This window comes from Microbacterium sp. MDV22-iso44 (assembly GCF_058629135.1).
In genome coordinates this window covers 540-21126 of sequence record NZ_JBZVWS010000001.1, presented here as the reverse complement: position 1 = coordinate 21126, position 20587 = coordinate 540, and the positions used below count along the sequence as shown (strand labels likewise).

The following is a 20587-nucleotide window of genomic DNA, read 5'->3' as shown; positions in this document are numbered from 1 at the left end:
GGGCTTACGTCATGTCGTGAGCCCACGCACCACCATCATTGGAAAGCGCATTCCGGCTCAATGCGACCGATCCTGGCACGGCTGACGGAGCTCGCGCAAGGCATCCATCCGGAAGAATGAATCGTGTCAATGCGATGAGGTGTGGCGGCTCGTCCTCGCCGGTGGGCTGGCCTGTATCGCCCGTGACGCGGCCGGCCGGTGAGAAGCTGGGGCGATCAGGCGACGGCAGGGCCGGCGGCAGGCAACGAGAAAGTGAAGGTTGCGCCCTCCCCCTTCCGCCCATCCGCGTAGATGCCGCCGCCGTGGAGTTCGACGATGCGGGCGACGGAGGCGAGCCCGAGCCCCGTGCCCGGGAACTCCTCCGCGGAGTGCAGTCGGGTGAGCGGTTCGAAGATCCGGGACGCGTCGGACGGGTCGAAGCCGTCGCCGTCGTCCGTCAACTCCAACACGACCCGTTCGGGACCTGCGTCCACCTGCCGGAGGACGATGTGCGCCGACGGCTTCTTTCCGGTGTACTTCACGGCGTTGCCGAGGAGGTTCTCCAGCGCGAGGTGGACGAGCGCGGGATCCGCGCTCACGACGATGGCTTCGTCGACCCGGATGTCGAGGTCGCGACCGCGGTTCTGCGCGAGGAGTTCGTCCGCGATCCCCCGCGCGATCTCGCTGAGGTCGAGCCGCTCAGGCGCCGGCGGGGCGGCGGTGATGCGGTAGATCGACAGCATCCGCTCGATCTGCGCCGACATCCGCTCACCCGCTCGGACCACCGCGTGCGCGTAGGTGGCGCTGGTCTGATCGGTCGCATCGTCCGCGATGAGTTCGGCGAAGCCCATCATCGCCCCCAGGGGTCCGCGCAGGTCGTGTACGAGCGAGTGCATGGTCGCGTCGAGTTCGTCCGCCCGTGCGGCCATCTGATCGCGCTCCGCACTGCGCCGGCTGATCGCGCCGCGGAGCTCGAGATTTTCCAGGGTGACCGCCGCGGTGTTCGCGAGCACTTCGAGCTGGCGCACGTGCTCGGGGTCGGGCACGTGCCGCTCGGCCCAGTACGCCCCGATCGCGCCGATCGGATCGGACGAGCGCACCGGTGCCATGCACATGCTCGCCACGAACGTCGGCCGGTAAGCGTCGATCGGCACGCGCTCGTCGTCGTAGATGTCGGGGATGATGACCGTTTCGCGGTGCAACATCGACCACCCGCTCACGCAGGCCGTCAACGGGAATCGGCTGCCCTTCCACAAACGTCCGATGGCGTCCTCATCGACGTAGAAGCACTGATCGTCCTCGCGCAGGACGAAGGTCGCGCCGTCGGCACCCGTCAGTTCACGCACGGCATGGGCGACGATGGAGGTCACCTCCAGCAACCCGGTCGCCGTCGAGAGCGCATCCACCGTGCGTGCGAGGACATCGGGGGCAGCGACCGGTTCAGCTGGCTTCCCGCCCATGTCGACCTCAATGCAACTCGAAGAAGCGGATGTCTGGGGCTCCGAGAAGAAGCCTCCCCCAGGGTACTGCGTGCCGACGGGCAGCGGCGAGAAAGCAGAAGGCCGGAATCCGCGTGGATTCCGGCCTTTCTCCAACCGTCGGGATGACAGGATTTGAACCTGCGACCCCTTGACCCCCAGTCAAGTGCGCTACCAAGCTGCGCCACATCCCGGTCCGTTGCCCTCGCGGACAACTCCACTATCCTAACCGGTCCGGAGGCCGCCCGCGAACCGCCACGGGGTTCCGCGTGTCCGATGCCGCCACTAGCCTGCCCGCATGAGCCAGATCTCGATCGAACCGGCCCGTGCCGATCGCTTCACCGACGCGGAACGCGCGCTGACCGGGGGTGGCGATGGCGCCGACTGCTGGTGCCAGTGGTGGATGCTCGCGCCGAAGGACTTCGAGGCGACCAGCGTCGACGAACGGCGTGAGCGACTGCGTCAGGACCTCTCGGCTCCGGTCCCGTCGGCGCTGATCGCGTACGTCGACGGCGACGCCGCCGGCTGGGTCAAGGTCTCCCCCCGCCCCGATCAACCCCGCCTCGCGCGTACCCGCAACATCCAGACGTCACCGGAGCCGATGGACGACCCGACCGTCTGGGCGATCACCTGCTTCGTCGTCCGTAAAGAGCACCGATCCCAGGGCATCGCGAGCCGCCTCTTGGATGCCGCCGTAGACCACGCGCGCGCGAACGGCGCACGCATCGTCGAGGGGTACCCGCTCGACACCGACGTGAAGCGGTTCTCGACGAACGACCTCTACCACGGCACCCTCTCGAGCTTCCTCGCCGCCGGCTTCACCGAGACCGCGCGCCCCGGCGCGGCCCGCCCGATCGTCGCGAAGGATCTGTCATGAGCCGCGTCACCGTCGTCCGCGGCGACATCACCCGTCAGAAGGTCGACGCGGTCGTCAACGCCGCCAACCGCGCCATGCGCGGCGGCGGGGGCGTCGACGGGGCCATCCACCGCGCCGGCGGACCCGAGATCCTCGCCGACTGCATCGCCCGATTCCCGCACGGCCTCGTTACCGGGGATGCCGGGTGGACGACCGCGGGGAACCTCGCCGCGCGTTGGGTCATCCACGTCGTCGGACCGAACCACACGGCGGGCGAGCGCGACCGCAGCCTTCTCACCTCGTGCTACCGACGCGCGCTCGAGGTCGCCGACGAGCTCGGCGCCACGACCGTCGCCTTCCCCCTGATCAGTGCCGGCATCTACGGCTGGCCGCTCGACGACGCGGTAGACGCCGCCGTCACGACGCTCGCCGAGACCCCCTCGACCGTGACCGAGGCGCGGATCGTCGCTTTCGACGACGCCATGTTCACCCGCGTCGAACGGCGACTCGCGGCATCCTGACCCGTCCTACGATGGACCCACCGGACGGGAGGAGGATCACATGGCAGATGCCGTGCGTGTCGACTCCTGGCTGTGGGCAGTCCGCGTCTACAAGACCCGATCGGCTGCGACCACCGCGTGCCGCGCGGGGCACGTCCGGGTCAACGGCGACAAGGCGAAAGCCGCCCAGCAGGTCAAGCCTGGAGACGAGCTGCGGGTGCGGATCGCCGGATTCGACCGCATCCTCGTCGTGCGCCAGACGCTCACCAAGCGTGTCGGCGCTCCGCTGGCCGCCGTCGCCGCCGAGGATCGCACGCCCGAGCGCGAACCGGTCGCACTGGTCGCCGTCCGCGACCGCGGCGCCGGGCGGCCCACCAAGCGCGAACGCCGCGACATCGAACGGCTACGCGGCCGCTGACACCCCCGCACGGCGCCACCCGACCGCGCGGCGGACCGCGGCATCCGTCACGGCGAGCACGAGACCCGTCACCGCATAGACCAGCAGGTCGCGGGCGTCGAAGACGGTCCCGAACACGAGGACGATGGGCGGCCACTCCCCCGCCCACGCGACCGGCAGCCCCGTGAGCTGGAACAGTTCGACGCCGACCGACCAGGCGACCACCATCGCGCCGATCAGCCACGACGACGCCCGAGGGAACAGCGCCACGAGCCCGCCCCACACCGCGACGACGTAGAGCGCATCACCGGCGATGTCGGATGCCGCAGTGTCCGCCGCTCCGAGATGCACGGCGAGTCCGCAGATCACCGCCGCCAGAGCGACGGCGATGCCGAGAACCCGTCGCTTCACACCCGGTCGCGCAGCCACGACGCCCCACGGACCTCCGCGCCCACCGCGACCGCCCGCTCGCCGAGCGCGCGGTCGCTGGTCACGAGCAGGACCCGCTCTCCGTCGCCGACGCGCCGTCGCGCCTCGGCGACGAGCGTGTCGTCACCCGCGGCATCCGCTCGCACCACCTCGACGGCGTCCGCCGGGTCGGCGGCGGCGCGCGCCTCGCCCTCGAGTACAGCGACGACGTGGGGGTACCACGTGTCGCCGGGGAGCGACAGCTCGGAGGCCGCCACCCCCAGGCGCGACAGACCCTGAAGCCGCTCGAGCAATCTCGATGCGGCACCGGCGCGGTCGCGCCACCAGCCGTCAGGAACCGAGCCGACGACGTTCGCCGCGTCGACGAGGACAGTGGGTCGGACGGCGAGCAGGTCGCGCAACGCGGGCCACGAGTCCGCGAACCCGGGGTGCAGGGGCAGAGTGTCGACCTCGTCGAGCGGTACCCACTCGAGGGCGTAGCTCTCGGGGTCGGCGATCACCGGCTCGAACGGGTCGACGACATCGGCGACGAGGGTCGTGTACGTCCAGACCTCGAGATCGAGCACGCTCGTGAACCGCGGTCGGAGAGCTGCGGCGGGGACGCCCGCTTCCTCCTGCGATTCGCGGATCGCGGCATCCGTCGCACTCTCGCCTTCGTGCCGCGCACCTCCCGGGATCCCCCACGTGCCGCCGTGGTGACTCCACGAGACGCGGTGCTGCAGCAGGACCCCGCGCGCGGGGTCGTGCGCCAGCAAGCCGGCGGCACCGAATCGGCCCCAGTACCGATCGCCGGCATCGGTCACCACCCAGGCATCGCCCGGATCGCGAGGACCGGAGGGGCGCGGCGGCCCGCTCGACGGTTCCTCGATCCTCATGCGATCAGCCTCTCACGCGCTCGGCGGCGAGGCGCGGCATCCGTCATGTCCCGGAACAGATCCCCAGCGTGCAGCAGACAACGAAGGAGATGACGGTTCGCGAGGACCGGATGACCCGGATGCCTCCTCGCGAACCGTCATCTCCTCTCGAAGCGACGGTGGACGGGCGTCAGCGCTGCCGACGCTCGCGCACGCGCATGTTCGTGACGATCGGCGTGCCCTCGAAGCCGAAGATCTCGCGCAGGCGCCGCTGGATGAACCGGCGGTAGCCCGGGTCGAGGAACCCGGTCGTGAACAGCACGAATGTCGGCGGGCGCGTCGACGCCTGCGTGCCGAACAGGATGCGGGGCTGCTTGCCGCCGCGGAGCGGGTGCGGGTGCTCGGCGATGAGTTCGGCGAGGAACGCGTTGAACTTGCCGGTCGGGATGCGCTGGTCCCACGACTCGAGCGCCGTCTCGAGAGCCGGGACGAGCTTGTCGAGGTGACGGCCGGTGCGTGCCGACAGGTTCACGCGCGGCGCCCACGTTACGTGCGCGAGGTCCTGCTCGATCTCGCGCTCGAGGTAGCGGCGGCGATCGGCGTTGTCCATGTCCTCGTCGTTCAGGCGATCCCACTTGTTGAAGGCGAGGACGAGCGCACGACCGGACTCGAGGACCAGATCGATGATGTTCAGGTCCTGCACGCTGATCGACTCCGTCACATCGAGGACGACGACGGCGACCTCGGCCTTCTCGAGGGCCGCGCTGGTGCGCAGCGACGCGTAGAAGTCCGCGCCCTGCTGCAGGTGCACGCGACGACGGATGCCGGCGGTGTCGACCAGACGCCAGAGCTTGCCGCCGAGCTCGACGACCTCGTCCACGGGGTCGCGGGTCGTGCCGGCGAGGTCGTTGACGACGACGCGCTCTTCGCCCGCGGCCTTGTTCAGCAGCGACGACTTGCCGACGTTCGGGCGACCGAGGATCGCCACGCGGCGGGGGCCGCCGAGCTCGTTCTTGGCGACGGCCGAGACCTCGGGAAGCACCTTCATGATCTCGTCGAGCAGGTCGGCGACGCCGCGGCCGTGGATGGCCGAGACGGGGTGCGGCTCGCCGAGACCCAGGTTCCAGAGCGCTGCGGCTTCGGGCTCCTGACGGGCGTCGTCGATCTTGTTGGCGACGAGGAAGACCGGCTTGTCGGTTTTGCGGAGCATGCGGACGACCTGCTCGTCGGTCGCCGTCGCGCCGACCATCGCGTCGACGACGAACATGACGACGTCGCACAGCTCGATCGCGATCTCGGCCTGGGCGGCGACGGAGCGGTCGATGCCCTTGGCGTCGTGCTCCCAGCCGCCGGTGTCGACGAGCGTGAAGCGGCGGTCCATCCACTCGGCCTTGTAGCTCACGCGGTCGCGTGTGACACCGGGGGTGTCCTCGACGACGGCCTCGCGGCGGCCGAGGATGCGGTTGACGAGGGCCGACTTGCCGACGTTCGGCCGTCCGACGATCGCCACGACCGGCAGCGCCGGGAGCATCTCGACGACCTCGCCACCCGCGGTGAAGCCGGCGAGCAGGTCGTCGTCCTCCTCGTCGAGCTCGTAGTCGGCGAGCGAGGCGCGCAGGGCGGCGGCGCGCTGCTCGGCGAGATCCTCGTCGAGGTTGGCGAGCTTCTCTTCGAGCTGGTCGGGCCCGCCGTCGTATTCGTAGTCGTCTTCGGCGCTCATCGTGAGCCTTCCGTTCCCGACCGCACGACGTCCAGGACGGCGTCGACGGTCTGTGCGAAGTCCAGGTCGGTCGAGTCGACGACCGTCACGCCGGGGGCGGCGGTGAGGAAGTCGACGACCTGGGAGTCGGATGCGTCACGCTTGTGCAGCGCGGCGGCCACAGCCGCGGCATCCTCTGTGGTCAATTCGGCGCTGCGCCGCGCGGCGCGCACCTCGGGGGCGGCGGTCAGCAGGATCCGCACGGGGGCGTCGGGGGCGACGACGGTCGTGATGTCGCGGCCCTCGACGATGACGCCGGGGCGACCGGAGTCGGCCACGAGGCGACGGAACAGCACGTTCACCTGCTCGCGGATCACCGGCACGCGGGCCACACCGCTCACGGCGGAGCTGACCCGGGGCTCGCGGATCGCTTCGGTGACCGAGGCGTCCCCGACCCGCACCCAGTACTCGTCGGGGTCGAGCGAGATGGCGTAGTCGAAGTCGCCGGCGGCGTCGACGACCGCAGCCGCGTCGGACGTGTCCGCGCCGTGCTGGAGCACGTGCCAGGCCAACGCCCGGTAGGCGGCACCGGTGTCGAGGTAGCCGAAGCCGAGCCGTCGGGCGGCCTCCTTCGACACGCTCGACTTGCCGCTGCCCGCGGGGCCGTCGATGGCGATGGTGATGGGGTCAGTCATTGAGGCTCGCAATCTTCCACCCGCGTGCCGCGAGACCGTCGGTGGCGACGGAGACGGCGGACGGGACGACACTGATCTCGCCGAGACCGAATTGGGCTCCCGGCGAGTGCTCGAGACGGAAATCCTCGACGTTGACGCCGAGGTCGCCGAGGTCGCCGAACAGCCGGCCCAGTTGACCGGGGGTGTCGTCGACCATGACGACCACCGTCTCGAATCGGCGGTTCTGACCGTGCTTGCCGGGCAGGCGTTCGACGCCCTCGTTGCCGCGGCGGATCGTGTCGGCCACCGCGCGACGCGAACCGGGAGCGTCGGGGTCGCGGAGCGCGCCGGCGACGGTGGTCAAGTCGGCTGCGAGGGCGTCGAGGACGTCGACGACCGGCTGCGCGTTGGCACCGAGGATCTGCACCCACAGTTCGGGGGCGGATGCCGCGATGCGGGTCGTGTCGCGGACGCCCTGGCCCGCGAGACGCAGCGACGCGTCCTCCGCCCCGACGAAGCGTCCGGCGAGGAGGGATGCGACGAGCTGCGGCACGTGCGAGATGAGAGCCACGGAGCGGTCGTGCTCCTCGGGGGTCATCTCGACGAGGCTGGCGCCGAGGTCGAGGGCGAGCCCCTCCACGACGGCGAGGTCGCGCGCCGAGGTCTCCTCGTCGCGGCAGATGACCCACGGGCGGCCGAAGAAGATGTCGGCGCGCGCCGAGATGGCTCCGCCGCGTTCGCGACCGGCCATCGGGTGGGACCCGATGTAGCGGGAGAGGTCGACGCCGCGCTCGCGCAGCGCGAGCAGCGGTTCGAGCTTGACGCTCGCGACGTCCGTGACGACGGCGTCGGGGTGGGCGCCGAGTTCGCGCTCGATGACGTCGGCCGTGACGTCCGGCGGAACGGCGACGACGACGAGGTCCGGGCGGTCGTCGTCACGGGCAGCGCGGCCCGCCCCGTAGTCGACCGCCAGTCGAAGCTGAGCCGGGGACGCGTCGGCGAGGACGACGTCGACGCCGAGCGCGCGGAGCGCATGACCGATGCTCGAACCGAGCAGGCCCGCGCCGACGATGCGGACGAGCCCGCTCGTGCGGACGGCGCGGGCGCGCGCGTCGATGGCGTCGGTCACAACTGCTCCTGAGTGGGATCCCCGGGCGGGGTCTCCGCCTGGCGCGCGAGAGTCAACAGCGCACCACGCTCCACTGTAGTCAACTCGCGTGCCCGACCCGCTGGGAGCGTGCCCAGGTGCAGGGGACCGAACTGGCGGCGGACCAGCTCCTCGACGGGGTGCCCGACGGCCGCCATCATGCGGCGGACGATGCGGTTGCGCCCCGAGTGCAGCGTCAGCTCGACGAGACTCGTGTCACCGCTCGCGTCGAGCAGCCGCGCCTTGTCGGCGGCGATCGGGCCGTCCTCGAGCTCGACGCCCCGGGTGAGCTGCGCGATGGTCTGCGGCAGCACACGGCCCGACACCTTCGCGATGTAGACCTTCGTGACGCCGAACGACGGGTGCGCCAGGACGTGGGCGAGCTCGCCGTCGTTGGTGAGGACGAGGAGGCCACTCGTCTCGGCATCCAGTCGGCCGACGTTGTAGAGACGCTCGGGCCAGTCCTTCGTGAAGCGCCGCAGGTCGGGGCGCCCCTGGTCGTCCTTCATCGACGACACGACGCCGGTGGGCTTGTTGAGGATGACGTACCGCTTGCTCGTGTCGAGCTGGATCGCGGTGCCGTCGACGTCGACCTGATCGGTCTCGGGGTCGATCCGCGATCCGAGCTCGGTGACGACGACGCCGTTCACCCGCACCCGGCCCTCGACGATGTACTGCTCGCAGACGCGTCGCGAGGCGACGCCCGCATTCGCGAGGATCTTCTGCAGGCGGACCCGGTTCTCGTCGGACTGCTCGTTCATCGGATGGTCTCTCCTTCGAATCCCGCGGAGCCGTCGTCCAGCAGCGGGGAGATGGGGGGCAGCTCGTCGAGGGAGTTGATCCCCAGATGGCCGAGCAGCGCGTCGGTGGTGCGATAGTTGATGGCCCCGGTCTCGGGGTCGGTGAAGGCCTCGGTGATGAGGCCGCGGGCCAGGAGCGTCCGGACGACGGAGTCGACGTTGACGGCGCGGATCGAGGCGACCTGACTGCGCGACACCGGCTGCTTGTAGGCGATGACGGCCAGCGTCTCGAGCGCGGCCTGCGACAGTCGCGACGGCGCCTGGCCGTTCACGAATTCGGCCACCAGGTCGTCGTGCTCGTCGCGGACGTAGAAACGCCACCCGCCGCCGACCTCGCGCAGTTCGAACCCGCGCCGCGGCCCGGAACGCTCCCCGTCGTAGTCGGCGACGAGCTCCTCGACCGCGCGGCGGACGGCGGCGACGGGCGCGCCGACGGCGGCGGCGAGCGAGACGAGGCTCTGCGGCTCGTCGATGATCATGAGGATCGCCTCGAGGCGGCGTGCGATGTCCCCGGCGTCCTGCGAACGCGGTGGCGCCTCGATCTCGGTGGCGTCATCGGTCATAGTCGGCTCCCAGTGTGGCGAGGTTCTCTTCGGACCACCGGTCGGCGGTCCAGCGCAGGGTCAATTCGCCGAGCGGCTCGAGCTGCTCGAACGACAGCGCGGCATGACGGTAGAGCTCGAGGACGGCGATGAAACGGGCCACGACGACACCGGTCTGGGTGACACCGGCGACGAGCTCGCGGAAGTTGAGCTGACCGGCATCCCGCAGCAGCGTCACGACGATCGCGGCCTGCTCCCGGATCGAGACGAGCGGCGCGTGCAGGTGGTCCAGCCCGACGTGCGGGATCTCCTTCGGCGCGAACGCGAGCATGGCGATCGCCGCGAAGTCGTCGGGAGACAGCGTCCATACGAGCTCGGGTACGGCCCGACGGTGCTTCTCATCGAGCCGAACGGCGCGCATGTGACGTTTGCCCTCCCGCTCCAGGCACCGTGCGAACCACGCGGACACCTCCTTGAAGGCGCGATACTGCAGCAGACGGGCGAAGAGCAGGTCGCGGGCCTCGAGCAGGGCGACGGATTCGGCATCCACCAACTCGCCCTGCGGCAGCAGCCCCGCGACCTTCATGTCGAGCAGCGTCGCCGCGACCACCAGGAACTCGGATGCCTGGTCGAGATCGGCGTCGTCGTCGAGCCCCTTCAGGTACGAGATGAACTCGTCGGTGACCTTGCTGAGCGAGACCTCGGTGATGTCGAGCTCGTGCTTGGAGATGAGGGTCAGGAGCAGGTCGAACGGTCCGTCGAAGTTCCCGAGCGACACGCGGAAGCGATCGCCGGATGCCGTCTCGGCCTCTGGGGTGTCCGCCCGCGGCGGCGCAGCGTCGGCGTCGGCGACGTCCTCAGGCGACGGCGCCACGGGAGACCAGCTCCCGCGCGAGGCGCAGGTACGCCTGGGCGGCGGAGTGCTCGGGAGCGAACTTGGTGATCGGCACGCCCGCGACCGAGGCGTCGGGGAACTTCACCGTGCGGCCGATGACCGTCTCGAGCACGTCATCACCGAAGGCGTCCACGACGCGCTCGAGGACCTCGCGCGAGTGCAGCGTGCGCGGGTCGTACATCGTCGCGAGCACGCCGTCGAGCTCGATCGCCGGGTTCAGGCGGTCGCGGACCTTGTCGATCGTCTCGATGAGCAGCGCCACACCGCGCAGCGCGAAGAACTCGCACTCGAGCGGGATCAGCACACCGTGACTCGCCGTCAGCGCGTTGACGGTGAGCAGGCCGAGCGAGGGCTGGCAGTCGATGAGGATGACGTCGTAGTCGCCGGCCACCTTGCGGAGCACCCGGGCCAGGATCGTCTCGCGGGCCACCTCGTTGACGAGGTGGACCTCTGCTGCCGACAGGTCGATGTTCGCGGGCAGGATGTCGAGGCCCTCGACCGACGTCGACACGATGACCTCGTGGGGGTCGCGCTTCGGGTCGAGGAGGAGGTCGTAGATCGTCGCCGTCTCGTGCGTCTGCACGCCGAGACCGGCGGACAGGGCGCCCTGCGGGTCGAAGTCGACCGCGAGCACGCGGCGGCCGTACGAGGCGAGGCCTGCGGCCAGGTTGATGGTGGTCGTCGTCTTGCCGACGCCGCCCTTCTGATTGCACAGCGAGATGATGCGCGCGGGACCGTGGCCGTCGAGCTTCGGCGGGGTCGGGAAGCCGTGGTAGGGGCGACCCGTCGGCCCCATCGGGGTGTCGGTCGCCACCGTCGAATCGACGTCCGCCGTACTCCGCTTGCTCGCCACTGATCTCCCGCCTTCGCCGTGCTCACCCGAGTCTAGTCATCCCGTCGCGGCGCGCCGTGGAGCGACTCCCCGCAGGGTGGGGAGCCGGAGCTCATCTCGCGCGCGGGTGCGAGGTGAGGTAGACGTCGCGGAGCGCGTCCACGGTGACGTGCGTGTAGATCTGGGTCGTGGCGACCGAGGCGTGGCCGAGGAGCTCCTGCACGACGCGGACGTCGGCGCCGCCCTGCAACAGGTGCGTCGCGAACGAGTGCCGGAGCGTGTGCGGAGAGACGTGCGCGGTGATCCCCGCCCGCTCCGCGGCCTGCTGGATCACGAGCCATGCGCTCTGGCGCGACAGCGGAGCTCCCCGCGCGCCCAGGAACGCACGCGGCGTCGCGCGTCCGCGGCGCGACAGCTCCGGCCTCACGCGCGTGAGGTAGGCGTCGACCGAGACCCGGGCGTACGAGCCGACCGGGACGATCCGCTCCTTCGAGCCCTTGCCCCGCACGCGCAGGACCTCACCGTGCATGAGGTCGTCGACATCCAGATCGATGATCTCCGAGACACGGGCCCCGGTCGCGTAGAGGAGCTCCAGCAGCGCGCGATCGCGCAAGCCCACCAGCTCGCCCGGCGCGGCGTCCTCGGGCGCGGGACCGGCCGCATCCAACAGCCGGAGCACGTCCTCGACGGGCAGCGCCTTCGGCAGACGCATCGGCGCCTTGGGAGGCCGGAGCTTCGTGGTCGGATCCTCCGTCACGATTCCCTCCCGCGCGAGGAAGCGGTGGAAGCTGCGGATGGCCGACTGCAGCCGGGCCAGCGACGTCGAGGCGGGTGGTGGATCGGATGCCGCGCGCTCCGTGGCGAACCTCGTCACGAGCTCCCCCGTCACGGCGTCGGTGTCGTCGACTCCGTGCTCGTCGAGCCAGTCGAGGTAGCCGGAGAGGTCGCGACGGTACGCCGCGACGGTGTGCGCCGAGAGTCCGCGCTCGATGGTGATGTGCCGGAGGAACGCGTCGACGGCGCGAGCGAGCCTCACGGCGCCTCAGCCCTGCGGTCGGTCCGCGCCCACGGGACGCGAGCGTCCGGGCCACGGCGCGTCGGCGGCGCCGAGCGTCGTCCACTCACGGGAGCGGCCGGCAGCGGCGGCCAGGGCCGCGATCACGAGAGACGGGTTCTGGAGCTTCCGCGCCAGAACGGCGTCCACGACGTCGTCGAGCGCGACCCAGCGCACCTCGATGTCGGCTTCCTCGTCGGTGCGGGCGAACGCTTCAGGCGTCGCCGCGAGCCCGCGTGCCAGGTAGATGCGGATGGCCTCGTCGCTGCCGCCGGGGCTCGTGAAGAAGTCCGACAGCACGTCCCACCGTTCTGCGGTCAGGTCGGCCTCCTCGGCGAGCTCGCGCTTCGCCGCCTCGAGGGGGTCCTCCCCCGGCACGTCCAGCAGGCCGGCAGGGATCTCCCATTCGCGGAACCCCACCGGGTGACGGTACTGCCGGATGAGGAGCAGGCGTCCCTCCTCGTCGAGCGCCAGGACGGCGACGGCGCCGGAGTGGTCGACGTACTCCCGCACGATCGAGCCCTCGCCGTAGGTGAACGCGTCGCGGCGCAGGTTCCAGACCCGCCCCTCGAAGACCGTCTGGGTCTCGGTCACCTCGACGGTGACGGCGTCGTCCTGCAGCGGCGCGGCATCCGTCACGGCTCAGTCCTCGTTCTCGACGTCGAACAGCTCGCTCGAGCGGTGCCGCTCGAGCGCCGCGGCGATGAGACCGCGGAAGAGCGGGTTCGCCTCGGTGGGGCGCGAGCGCAGCTCGGGGTGCGCCTGCGTCGCGATGTAGTACGGGTGCACGTCGCGGGGCAGCTCGACGTACTCGACGAGATCGAGGTCGGGGTTCAGCCCCGAGAACCAGAGGCCCGCATCGGCGATCTGCTGACGGTACGTGTTGTTGACCTCGTAGCGGTGCCGGTGACGCTCGGTGGCGCGGTCCGAGCCGTACAGCTCCGCGGCGAGGGACCCCTCGGCCAGCGCAGCCTCGTACAGGCCCAGGCGCATCGTGCCGCCCATGTCGCCGCGGTCGAGGATGTCGACCTGCTCCGCCATGGTCGCGATGACCGGGTGCGGCGTCTCGGGGTCGAACTCGCTCGAGGACGCGTCCTCGATGCCCGCGACGTGGCGGGCGTACTCGATGACCATGCACTGCAGACCGAGGCAGATGCCGAGGGTGGGCAGTCCCTGCTCGCGGGCGAACTTCAGCGCGCCCAGCTTGCCCTCGATGCCGCGGATGCCGAAGCCACCCGGGATGACGATGCCGTCGACCGCCGACAGGGCCTTCGCCGCACCCTCGGGCGTCTCGCACAGGTCGGAGGGGATCCACACGATCTGGACCTTCGTCTCCTGCGCGAATCCGCCCGCCTTCAGGGCCTCGGTGACCGAGAGGTACGCGTCGGGCAGGTCGATGTACTTGCCGACGAGGCCGACCGTGACCTCGTGCTTGGGGTTGTGGACGGCGTTGAGGACCTTGTTCCAGCGGGTCCAGTCGATGTCGCCCGCCTTGGCGTCCAGGCCCAGGCGGCGCACGATGTACGCGTCGAGACCCTGGTCGCTGAGCGTCGAGGGGATGTCGTAGATGCTCGGCAGGTCGACGGTGTTGATGACCGCGTCCTCGTCGACGTCGCACATGAGCGCGATCTTGCGCTTGTTGGACTCGGTGACGGGGCGGTCGCTCCGCAGGACGAGGGCGTCGGGCTGGATGCCGATGGAGCGGAGCATCGCGACGGAGTGCTGCGTGGGCTTGGTCTTCTGCTCGCCCGAGGCGCCCATGAACGGGACCAGCGAGACGTGCACGAAGAAGACGTTGTCGCGGCCGAGCTCATGGCGGATCTGGCGCGCCGACTCGATGAACGGCTGCGACTCGATGTCGCCGACCGTGCCGCCGACCTCGGTGATGATCACGTCGGGGCGGGGCTCTTCGCTCGCCTGCAGGCGCATGCGCCGCTTGATCTCATCGGAGATGTGCGGGATCACCTGGACCGTGTCGCCCAGGTACTCGCCGCGGCGCTCCTTGGCGATGACCTCGGAGTAGATCTGACCCGTCGTGACGTTCGCCGCCTGGCTCAGCTCGATGTCGAGGAAGCGCTCGTAGTGGCCGATGTCGAGGTCGGTCTCGGCGCCGTCGTCGGTCACGAAGACCTCGCCGTGCTGGAACGGGTTCATCGTGCCCGGGTCGACGTTCAGGTACGGGTCGAGCTTCTGCATCACGACACGCAGGCCGCGCGCGGTGAGGAGGTTACCGAGGCTGGCGGCGGTCAGACCCTTGCCGAGAGACGAAACGACACCACCCGTCACGAAGATGTGCTTGGTGATGTCGTTGTTTTTGCGTCCCGCGCCCGAAGAGTCCGTCACGGGCTTTCACTCTATCAGCCCTCTCGGGTGCCGGGTCTCAGCGCGCGCGTCCGAGGGCCAGCAGCTCGCGCGCGTGGTCCAGCGCGGCATCCGAGTCGGCCATGCCCGACAGCAGGCGCGCCATCTCGGCGGCGCGTTCATCGCCTTCCAGCCGGCGCACGCTGGAGGCGGTGACCGACCCGTCGTTGGACTTCACGACCGACAGGTGATTGCCGGCGAACGCCGCCACCTGTGCGAGGTGCGTGACCGCGATCACCTGACTCGTCTCGGCGAGCTTGGCGAGTCGCCGGCCGACCTCGATTGCGGCGGCGCCGCCGATACCGGCATCCACTTCGTCGAAGACGAACGTCGGAACAGGGTCGGTCGCCGCGATCACCACTTCGATCGCGAGCATGACGCGACTGAGCTCACCGCCGGACGCTCCGCGGGCGACCGGTCGAGGCGAGGCGCCCGGGTGCGGCGCGAGTTGGATCGTCACGACGTCGCGGCCGTGCGCCGCCTCGGCCCCCGGGTCTACGGCGACCGTCAGCCGCGCGTCCGGCAGCGCCAGATGACGGAGTTCATCGGTGACGGCGTCGCCGAGTCGGGATGCCGCCGCCCGCCGCGCGTCCGTGAGCTCAGCGGCGCGCGTGTCGAGGTCGTCTCGGAGGCGATCGCGTTCGAGGGTGAGTCGCTCGATGCGGTCGCCGTCGTCATCGAGCTCGGCGAGACGGGCGGACCCGGTCGCGAGGAGCGCGATCGCCTCGTCGAGGGATCCGTGCGCGCGGATGAGCGCGCCCAAGGCCGCGCGACGCTCCTCGACGGCGGCGAGTTCATGGGGGCCGCCCTCGTCGAGGTCGGCGAGATATCCGCTCAGCTCGCCGGCGATGTCGGCCACCCGGTACCCGAGTTCCTCGATCGCCGCGGCGTGGCCGCGCAGCGCCTCGTCCGAACCGGCGGCGCGTTCGAGAGCGCGCCGCGCCTCGGCGAGGAGGGCCTGCACGTCGGGCAGGTCGTCCTCGTTCGAGAGTGCCGTGTGCGCCGTCGCCGCCGCCATCCGCAGTTCCTCGGCGTTCGCCAGGCGATCTGCGCGCTGCGTGAGCTCGAGGTCCTCCCCCGGCTGCGGGTCGACTGCCTCGATGTCCGCGATCGCGGCCCGGAGCTCCTCCGCCTCACGGGCGCGGGACGTCTGCTCGGTCGTCAGGGTCTCGAGTTCCGCGGCCGCGGTGCGCCAGGCATCCCACACCCGGCGGTACCGGTCGCGCGCGTCGGCGACCGTCGCGCCGCCGAAGCGGTCGAGGGCCTCGCGCTGGGCCGCGGCCGACGTGAGCCGCAGCTGATCGGACTGCCCGTGGACGACGACCAACTGGTCGGCGAGGTCGGCGAGCACTCCGGCGGGAGCCGTCCTGCCGCCCACCGTGGCGCGGCTGCGTCCCTCGCTCGACAGCGTCCGCCCCAGGTAGAGTTCCGCGCGTCCGTCTCCGATGGGTTCGACGTCGCCACCGGCATCCCGTACGCGCTCGACCACCGGGCCGTCCTCGGGGACGATCCACACTCCGTCGACCGCGGCTTGATCCGCACCGGCCCGCACCGCGCCCGAGTCGGCACGCTGGCCGAGAAGGAGCCCGAGCCCCGTCACGACCATCGTCTTGCCGGCACCGGTCTCACCCGTCACCGCGGTGAACCCCGGCCCGATCGGCAGGGTCGCCCCCGCGATCACGCCGAGATCCCTAAGCCGGATCTGCTCGATCACAGCGAGGCCTCCGCACCGCCGCGCCAGCCCGCGATGGGGAGCTGGAACTTGCGCACCAGTCGGTCGGTGAAGGCCGAGCGATGCAGGCGTGCGAGGCGGACCGGGCGTCCCGATCGCCGCACGACCACGCGGGCACCGGGCGGAAGGTCGTGCGAACGTCGTCCGTCGCACCAGAGCACTCCCCTGCCCTGATTCCGCTGGAGGACGTCGATCGACACGGAGGTCTCGGGACCGAGGACGACCGGTCGGGCGAACAGCGCGTGCGCCGACAGCGGGACGAGGCAGAGCGCCTGCACGGAGGGCCACACGACGGGGCCGCCGGCCGAGAAGTTGTACGCCGTCGAGCCCGTGGGAGTGGCGACCACGACGCCGTCGCACCCGAAAGCCGACAAGGGGCGATCGTCGATCTCGATCATGACCTCGAGCATCCGCTCCCGCGACGCCTTCTCGACCGTGGCTTCGTTCAGAGCCCAGGTCGAGTAGACGACGTCGCCGTCGGCGTCTCGGACCTCGACCGACAGCGTCATCCGCTCGTGGATCTCGTAGTCCCGCGCGAGCGCCCGGCGGATCGCTTCGTCGACGCCGTCCGCCTCGAGTTCGGCGAGGAAGCCGACGTGACCCATGTTGACGCCGAGAAGGGGGACGGATGCCGCCCGCACCAGCTCGGCGGCGCGCAAGATCGTGCCGTCGCCACCGAGGACGATCGCGACCTCGATGTCGGTGACGTCGATGCCGCCCTCGCCGAGGACCACGGTGTCGAGGTCCCCGAGGGCCGCGGCGAGCTCGGGGTCGTCGCCCGGCACGACGGGCTGGAGGCCGGCCGCGTGCACCGCTTCGACGACGCGACGGGCTCCTGCGACCGTGTTCTCGCGGAGCGCGTGCGCCACCACGAGGATGTTGCGCGTCGCGTCGGTCATGCGGCTCCCGCCAGTCGGTTCACGGTGTCCAACCATTGTGTCGGATTCGCGTCGTCGTTCGTCCCGGGTCGGAGATGGATGAGGAATTCGCGGTTGCCGTGCGTTCCCGCGATCGGCGAGGCGATGACGCCGTGGGTGCCGAGCCCGGCATCCCACGCCGACCACAGGACGGTGGCGACGGCGTCGGCTCGACGCCCGGCATCCGTCACCAGGCCTTCGCGGACCCCGGTGCGGCCCACTTCGAACTGCGGTTTCACGAGCAGGACGAGATCGGATGCCGGGGCGCAGACCGACGCCGCCGCGGGGAGGACGTGCGTGAGCGAGATGAACGAGAGATCGCCCGTCACGAGCGTCGGCACGTCGGCGACGCCGCTCGCCTCGGCGAGGGAGGCGCGCGTCATGTGCCGCACGTTGAACCCTTCGACGACGGCTACTTCCGGGAGGGCCGCGATCTCCGCCGCCAGCTGCCCGTGCCCCACGTCGACGGCGAGCACCCGTGCGGCGCCGCGTTCGACGAGCACCTGCGTGAACCCCCCGGTCGACGCGCCCATGTCGAGCGCGACGCGCCCGCGTGGGTCGACCCCGAACGCGTCGAGGGCGGCGAGGAGCTTGTGTGCGGCACGGCTGACGTAGTGGTCGGATGCCGCGACCTCGATGCGCTGCTCGTCGCCGACCTTGACCGAGGCCTTCACAACGGGCTCGCCGTCGACGGTCACCAGTCCCGCATCGATGAGCTGCGCGGCGTGGGTGCGGCTGCGCGCCAGGCCTCGGGCGGCGACGGCCGCGTCGAGCCGGCTGGTCATGCGTTCGGGTCGCGGGGACCCGATTCGAGACGCTTCGCGAGCTCGTCGTGCAGGAGTGCGTACGCAGCCGCCCGTTCGCCCAACGGCTGGTCTTCGATGACATCGAGCGTCGAGAGCAGGTCCTCGCGGCGCGCGTCGCCGTCAGCAGCATCCATCGACATGTCACCCACCCTACGCGGCGTGGACGACGGCGGACGTGAACGCGGCGGAGCGGTCGTCAGCGTCGGTGGAACGGGTCCGCGTAGAGCCGCTCCGGCACCCGGAAGCCGTAGATCGCGCGTCCGGTGCCCCAGATCGCCGCGGCACCTGCGCGCACGAGATCGATCGGACGATCGCCCTCGGTGACGATGTGCACGTCGGGCCCGTCGATCCGAACCGAGGCGGAGCCGACGGTCGTCACGTCGCCCTTCACGATCGTCTCGGGGTACGGCTCGTGGAGCTCCCGCAGGTCGCCGACGATGTAAGTCGGCCTCGAGGAGTTCGGAGCGGCGAGGACGTGCTTGGGCCGGTCGATGCCGGTGAGCACCAGCACCGAGTCGATTCCCGCAGCCTGCGCGCCGGCGATGTCGGTGTCGAGTCGATCGCCGATGAAGAGCGGATGCCGCGCCCCGAAGCGTGCGACCGCTTCGTCGAAGATCGGTCGCTCCGGCTTGCCGGCCACGGTGGCGAGTCGACCGACCGCGGTGTGCACGGCGGAGACCAGGGTGCCGTTGCCGGGCGCGATGCCACGAGACTGCGGGATCGTCCAGTCGGTGTTGGTGGCGATCCAAGGGATGCCGCCCTCATCTTCGGGCTGGGCCAGGGCATAGGCCGCTTCAGCGAGCTGCGCCCAGCCGACGTCAGGAGAGAAACCCTGCAGCACGGCTGCGGGACGGTCGTCGGCGCTGCGTGTGACGGTGTAGCCCGCCTTCTCCAGTTCGAAGACCAGTCCGTCTCCACCCACGACGAGGATCGTCGATCCGGTGGGAACCCTGTCCCGCAACAGCCGCACGGCGGCCTGCGGACTGGTGACCACCTCGTGAGGCTGGGTCTCGAGCCCGAGCTCGGTGAGATGGGAGGCCACAACGCTGTCACGTCGCGACGCGTTGTTCGTGATGTACGCGAGCGGACGTTCGCGCCGCGCTGCATTCAGGCTCTCGACGGCATGAGGAATGGCACCGTCACCCGCGTAGACGACGCCGTCGAGGTCGGCGAGCACCAGGTCGACGCCGTCGAGCGGTGTCGATCGGGAACGCGAGAAGAGACCCATCAGGCGCGGTCCTCCTCGTCCTCCTCCTGAACGGATGCCGGGTCTCCCCCGGCGTCGCCGTCCTCGGTGTCGTCGCCGTTTTCCTCGGGTTCGTCCTCGAGTTCGATTTCATCGATCTCGTCGACCTCGATGGTCTCGGAGTCCGCGTCGATCTCTCCGAGCGCCGCAGCGGCGATGTCTGCACGACGCTGCCACTGCGCGGCCTCCTCGACCTGACCGAGTTCTTCGAGGACGGCGGCTCGCGCAGCGAACAGCCCGGGGCTCCACGGGAAGGCGGTGTCGGGATCGAGTTCGGGGATGTCGAGCTCCTGCAGGGCACGGTCGGGCTGGCCCAGGTCGAGCCGTGCACCGGACATCGCGATTGCGAGCTCGACGCGGACGTCGGTCGGGAGCGACGCACGGTCGACGGCGCGTCCGACCTCGAGCGCACGGTCGGGTCGACCGACGCCACGCTCGCTGTCGACCATGAGCGCGATCTGGTCGTCACGACCGGAGATCCGACGGAACGTCCGTAGTTCGCGCAGGGCCAGTGCGAAGTCGCCGACGGCGTAGGCCGTGATCGCGACGGTCTCGCGGACCACAGCGATCCGACCAGCGCTACGGGATGCCGCCAGTGCGTGCTCGTGCGCGAGAGCCGGGTCCTCGTCGATGAGACGGGCAGCCATGGCCAGGTGCCGTGCGACCTGCTCGGCGTTGTCCTTACTGAGAGTCTTCAGCTCGTTCCGGGCCGCACCGTTCAGGTCGCGGGCCGTGACCTCATCGGGAACGACCGGACCCGCCGGCACGTTCCGACGGTCCGAATCCTGCGGCGGCCGCGAAGACCGACGGTCCCCGTCGCGCTGCGGGTACGACGGACGGTCGCCATCGCGACGCGGGTACGAGGGGCGGTCGCCATCGCGCTTCTCGTACGGACGACGCTCCCCGTCACGCTTCGAGTAGTTGGGCCGGTCACCATCGCGACGCGGGTACGAGGGACGGTCACCATCGCGCTTCTCGTACGGACGGTGTTCGCCGTCGCGGTTCGGGTAGCTGGGCCGGTCACCATCGCGGCGCGGGTAGGAAGGACGGTCTCCGTCGCGGCGTGGGTACGACGGACGGTCGCCATCGCGCTTCTCATACGGTCGACGCTCTCCGTCACGCTTCGGGTAGGAAGGACGGTCACCATCGCGACGTGGGTACGAGGGACGGTCACCGTCACGCTTCTCGTATGAACGACGTTCGCCGTCACGCGGGGGGTAGCTAGGACGGTCTCCGTCGCGACGCGGGTACGACGGACGATCCCCGTCACGACGCGGGTACGAGGGGCGATCACCATCACGCTTCTCATACGGACGACGCTCGCCGTCACGCTTCGGGTACGACGGACGATCCCCGTCACGACGCGGGTACGAGGGGCGATCACCATCA

The 20587-nt window shown here is 70.5% G+C and carries 22 protein-coding genes and 1 tRNA gene; 3 read left to right on the top strand and 20 right to left on the bottom strand.

All coding sequences use genetic code 11. From position 1 onward, the window contains the following. Positions 1-215 precede the first annotated feature (215 nt). Positions 216-1439: a sensor histidine kinase gene (locus tag AC4NN1_RS00120; protein ID WP_336123427.1), complete on the bottom strand. Its 1224-nt coding sequence runs from the start codon at positions 1437-1439 to the stop codon at positions 216-218. 138 nt (positions 1440-1577) lie between these two features. After that, a tRNA-Pro gene (locus AC4NN1_RS00115) sits at positions 1578-1651 on the bottom strand. Between the two features lie 104 nt (positions 1652-1755). Here AC4NN1_RS00115 and AC4NN1_RS00110 point away from each other — a divergent pair. The 3 genes from AC4NN1_RS00110 to AC4NN1_RS00100 are packed head-to-tail and all read left to right on the top strand — an operon-like array spanning position 1756 to position 3231. Then, on the top strand, positions 1756-2334 hold the full coding sequence (locus tag AC4NN1_RS00110) for a GNAT family N-acetyltransferase (RefSeq protein WP_336123426.1): 579 nt from the start codon (positions 1756-1758) through the stop codon (positions 2332-2334). Next, positions 2331-2834, top strand: coding sequence for an O-acetyl-ADP-ribose deacetylase (locus tag AC4NN1_RS00105; protein WP_491954258.1), 504 nt, complete (start codon positions 2331-2333; stop codon positions 2832-2834). The genes AC4NN1_RS00110 and AC4NN1_RS00105 overlap by 4 nt, the downstream gene beginning before the upstream one ends. A 40-nt stretch (positions 2835-2874) precedes the next feature. Continuing rightward, positions 2875-3231, top strand: coding sequence for an RNA-binding S4 domain-containing protein (locus AC4NN1_RS00100; protein ID WP_018186413.1), 357 nt, complete (start codon positions 2875-2877; stop codon positions 3229-3231). Here AC4NN1_RS00100 and AC4NN1_RS00095 read toward each other — a convergent pair. The 18 genes from AC4NN1_RS00095 to AC4NN1_RS00010 all read right to left on the bottom strand — a co-directional run bounded on the left by AC4NN1_RS00095 (position 3217) and on the right by AC4NN1_RS00010 (position 19965). Next, entirely contained in the window at positions 3217-3621 is a 405-nt protein-coding gene (locus AC4NN1_RS00095) for a ribosomal maturation YjgA family protein (protein ID WP_491954257.1), read from the bottom strand. The genes AC4NN1_RS00100 and AC4NN1_RS00095 overlap by 15 nt on opposite strands. Next, positions 3618-4514, bottom strand: coding sequence for an NUDIX domain-containing protein (locus tag AC4NN1_RS00090; RefSeq protein ID WP_491954256.1), 897 nt, complete (start codon positions 4512-4514; stop codon positions 3618-3620). Before AC4NN1_RS00090 ends, AC4NN1_RS00095 begins: the two co-directional genes overlap by 4 nt. A 169-nt stretch (positions 4515-4683) precedes the next feature. Continuing rightward, complete coding sequence (der, locus tag AC4NN1_RS00085) at positions 4684-6213, bottom strand: ribosome biogenesis GTPase Der (protein ID WP_018186410.1); 1530 nt, start codon at positions 6211-6213, stop codon at positions 4684-4686. Further along, positions 6210-6887 (bottom strand): (d)CMP kinase, encoded by a 678-nt coding sequence (gene cmk / locus AC4NN1_RS00080; protein WP_020097574.1) that lies wholly within the window; start codon positions 6885-6887, stop codon positions 6210-6212. The genes der and cmk overlap by 4 nt, the downstream gene beginning before the upstream one ends. Beyond that, positions 6880-7995 (bottom strand): prephenate dehydrogenase, encoded by a 1116-nt coding sequence (locus AC4NN1_RS00075; protein WP_336123419.1) that lies wholly within the window; start codon positions 7993-7995, stop codon positions 6880-6882. Before AC4NN1_RS00075 ends, cmk begins: the two co-directional genes overlap by 8 nt. Beyond that, complete coding sequence (locus AC4NN1_RS00070) at positions 7992-8774, bottom strand: pseudouridine synthase (RefSeq protein ID WP_336123418.1); 783 nt, start codon at positions 8772-8774, stop codon at positions 7992-7994. Before AC4NN1_RS00070 ends, AC4NN1_RS00075 begins: the two co-directional genes overlap by 4 nt. Further along, complete coding sequence (gene scpB / locus AC4NN1_RS00065; protein WP_020097577.1) at positions 8771-9376, bottom strand: SMC-Scp complex subunit ScpB; 606 nt, start codon at positions 9374-9376, stop codon at positions 8771-8773. The genes AC4NN1_RS00070 and scpB overlap by 4 nt, the downstream gene beginning before the upstream one ends. Next, the gene (locus AC4NN1_RS00060) at positions 9366-10229 is read right to left on the bottom strand and encodes a segregation and condensation protein A (RefSeq protein ID WP_336123415.1); all 864 of its coding nucleotides are present in this window, start codon (positions 10227-10229) and stop codon (positions 9366-9368) included. Before AC4NN1_RS00060 ends, scpB begins: the two co-directional genes overlap by 11 nt. Continuing rightward, the gene (locus AC4NN1_RS00055) at positions 10213-11046 is read right to left on the bottom strand and encodes a ParA family protein (protein ID WP_091362304.1); all 834 of its coding nucleotides are present in this window, start codon (positions 11044-11046) and stop codon (positions 10213-10215) included. The genes AC4NN1_RS00060 and AC4NN1_RS00055 overlap by 17 nt, the downstream gene beginning before the upstream one ends. Before the next feature lie 148 nt (positions 11047-11194). Next, the gene (gene xerD, locus AC4NN1_RS00050) at positions 11195-12118 is read right to left on the bottom strand and encodes a site-specific tyrosine recombinase XerD (RefSeq protein WP_336123413.1); all 924 of its coding nucleotides are present in this window, start codon (positions 12116-12118) and stop codon (positions 11195-11197) included. A gap of 6 nt (positions 12119-12124) precedes the next feature. Then, complete coding sequence (locus AC4NN1_RS00045; RefSeq protein WP_116229303.1) at positions 12125-12775, bottom strand: NUDIX domain-containing protein; 651 nt, start codon at positions 12773-12775, stop codon at positions 12125-12127. A gap of 3 nt (positions 12776-12778) precedes the next feature. After that, positions 12779-14479 (bottom strand): CTP synthase, encoded by a 1701-nt coding sequence (gene pyrG, locus AC4NN1_RS00040; protein WP_018186401.1) that lies wholly within the window; start codon positions 14477-14479, stop codon positions 12779-12781. 37 nt (positions 14480-14516) lie between these two features. After that, positions 14517-16211, bottom strand: coding sequence for a DNA repair protein RecN (gene recN, locus AC4NN1_RS00035; RefSeq protein ID WP_491954255.1), 1695 nt, complete (start codon positions 16209-16211; stop codon positions 14517-14519). Continuing rightward, positions 16208-17128, bottom strand: coding sequence for an NAD kinase (locus AC4NN1_RS00030; protein ID WP_018186399.1), 921 nt, complete (start codon positions 17126-17128; stop codon positions 16208-16210). Before AC4NN1_RS00030 ends, recN begins: the two co-directional genes overlap by 4 nt. Continuing rightward, positions 17125-17931 carry a TlyA family RNA methyltransferase gene (locus AC4NN1_RS00025; protein WP_491954254.1) on the bottom strand — a complete coding sequence of 269 codons (807 nt, stop codon included), beginning with the start codon at positions 17929-17931 and terminating at the stop codon, positions 17125-17127. The genes AC4NN1_RS00030 and AC4NN1_RS00025 overlap by 4 nt, the downstream gene beginning before the upstream one ends. Next, entirely contained in the window at positions 17928-18092 is a 165-nt protein-coding gene (locus AC4NN1_RS00020) for a hypothetical protein (protein ID WP_018186397.1), read from the bottom strand. The genes AC4NN1_RS00025 and AC4NN1_RS00020 overlap by 4 nt, the downstream gene beginning before the upstream one ends. Positions 18093-18148: 56 nt before the next feature. Continuing rightward, on the bottom strand, positions 18149-19180 hold the full coding sequence (locus AC4NN1_RS00015) for an HAD-IIA family hydrolase (protein ID WP_491954253.1): 1032 nt from the start codon (positions 19178-19180) through the stop codon (positions 18149-18151). Next, positions 19180-19965: a hypothetical protein gene (locus AC4NN1_RS00010; RefSeq protein WP_491954252.1), complete on the bottom strand. Its 786-nt coding sequence runs from the start codon at positions 19963-19965 to the stop codon at positions 19180-19182. The genes AC4NN1_RS00015 and AC4NN1_RS00010 overlap by 1 nt, the downstream gene beginning before the upstream one ends. Positions 19966-20587: the final 622 nt, after the last annotated feature.

What these genes read in the sequence shown, in the direction of transcription:
- AC4NN1_RS00100 (WP_018186413.1), top strand. Translation starts at nt 2,875, where the DNA reads ATGGCAGATGCCGTGCGTGTCGACTCCTGGCTGTGGGCAGTCCGCGTC.
- AC4NN1_RS00070 (WP_336123418.1), bottom strand. Translation starts at nt 8,774, where the DNA reads ATGAACGAGCAGTCCGACGAGAACCGGGTCCGCCTGCAGAAGATCCTC.
- AC4NN1_RS00105 (WP_491954258.1), top strand. Translation starts at nt 2,331, where the DNA reads ATGAGCCGCGTCACCGTCGTCCGCGGCGACATCACCCGTCAGAAGGTC.
- AC4NN1_RS00020 (WP_018186397.1), bottom strand. Translation starts at nt 18,092, where the DNA reads ATGTCGATGGATGCTGCTGACGGCGACGCGCGCCGCGAGGACCTGCTC.
- AC4NN1_RS00055 (WP_091362304.1), bottom strand. Translation starts at nt 11,046, where the DNA reads ATGGGGCCGACGGGTCGCCCCTACCACGGCTTCCCGACCCCGCCGAAG.
- AC4NN1_RS00025 (WP_491954254.1), bottom strand. Translation starts at nt 17,931, where the DNA reads ATGACCAGCCGGCTCGACGCGGCCGTCGCCGCCCGAGGCCTGGCGCGC.
- AC4NN1_RS00015 (WP_491954253.1), bottom strand. Translation starts at nt 19,180, where the DNA reads ATGGGTCTCTTCTCGCGTTCCCGATCGACACCGCTCGACGGCGTCGAC.
- AC4NN1_RS00030 (WP_018186399.1), bottom strand. Translation starts at nt 17,128, where the DNA reads ATGACCGACGCGACGCGCAACATCCTCGTGGTGGCGCACGCGCTCCGC.
- cmk (WP_020097574.1), bottom strand. Translation starts at nt 6,887, where the DNA reads ATGACTGACCCCATCACCATCGCCATCGACGGCCCCGCGGGCAGCGGC.
- AC4NN1_RS00090 (WP_491954256.1), bottom strand. Translation starts at nt 4,514, where the DNA reads ATGAGGATCGAGGAACCGTCGAGCGGGCCGCCGCGCCCCTCCGGTCCT.
- scpB (WP_020097577.1), bottom strand. Translation starts at nt 9,376, where the DNA reads ATGACCGATGACGCCACCGAGATCGAGGCGCCACCGCGTTCGCAGGAC.
- AC4NN1_RS00120 (WP_336123427.1), bottom strand. Translation starts at nt 1,439, where the DNA reads ATGGGCGGGAAGCCAGCTGAACCGGTCGCTGCCCCCGATGTCCTCGCA.
- der (WP_018186410.1), bottom strand. Translation starts at nt 6,213, where the DNA reads ATGAGCGCCGAAGACGACTACGAATACGACGGCGGGCCCGACCAGCTC.
- AC4NN1_RS00110 (WP_336123426.1), top strand. Translation starts at nt 1,756, where the DNA reads ATGAGCCAGATCTCGATCGAACCGGCCCGTGCCGATCGCTTCACCGAC.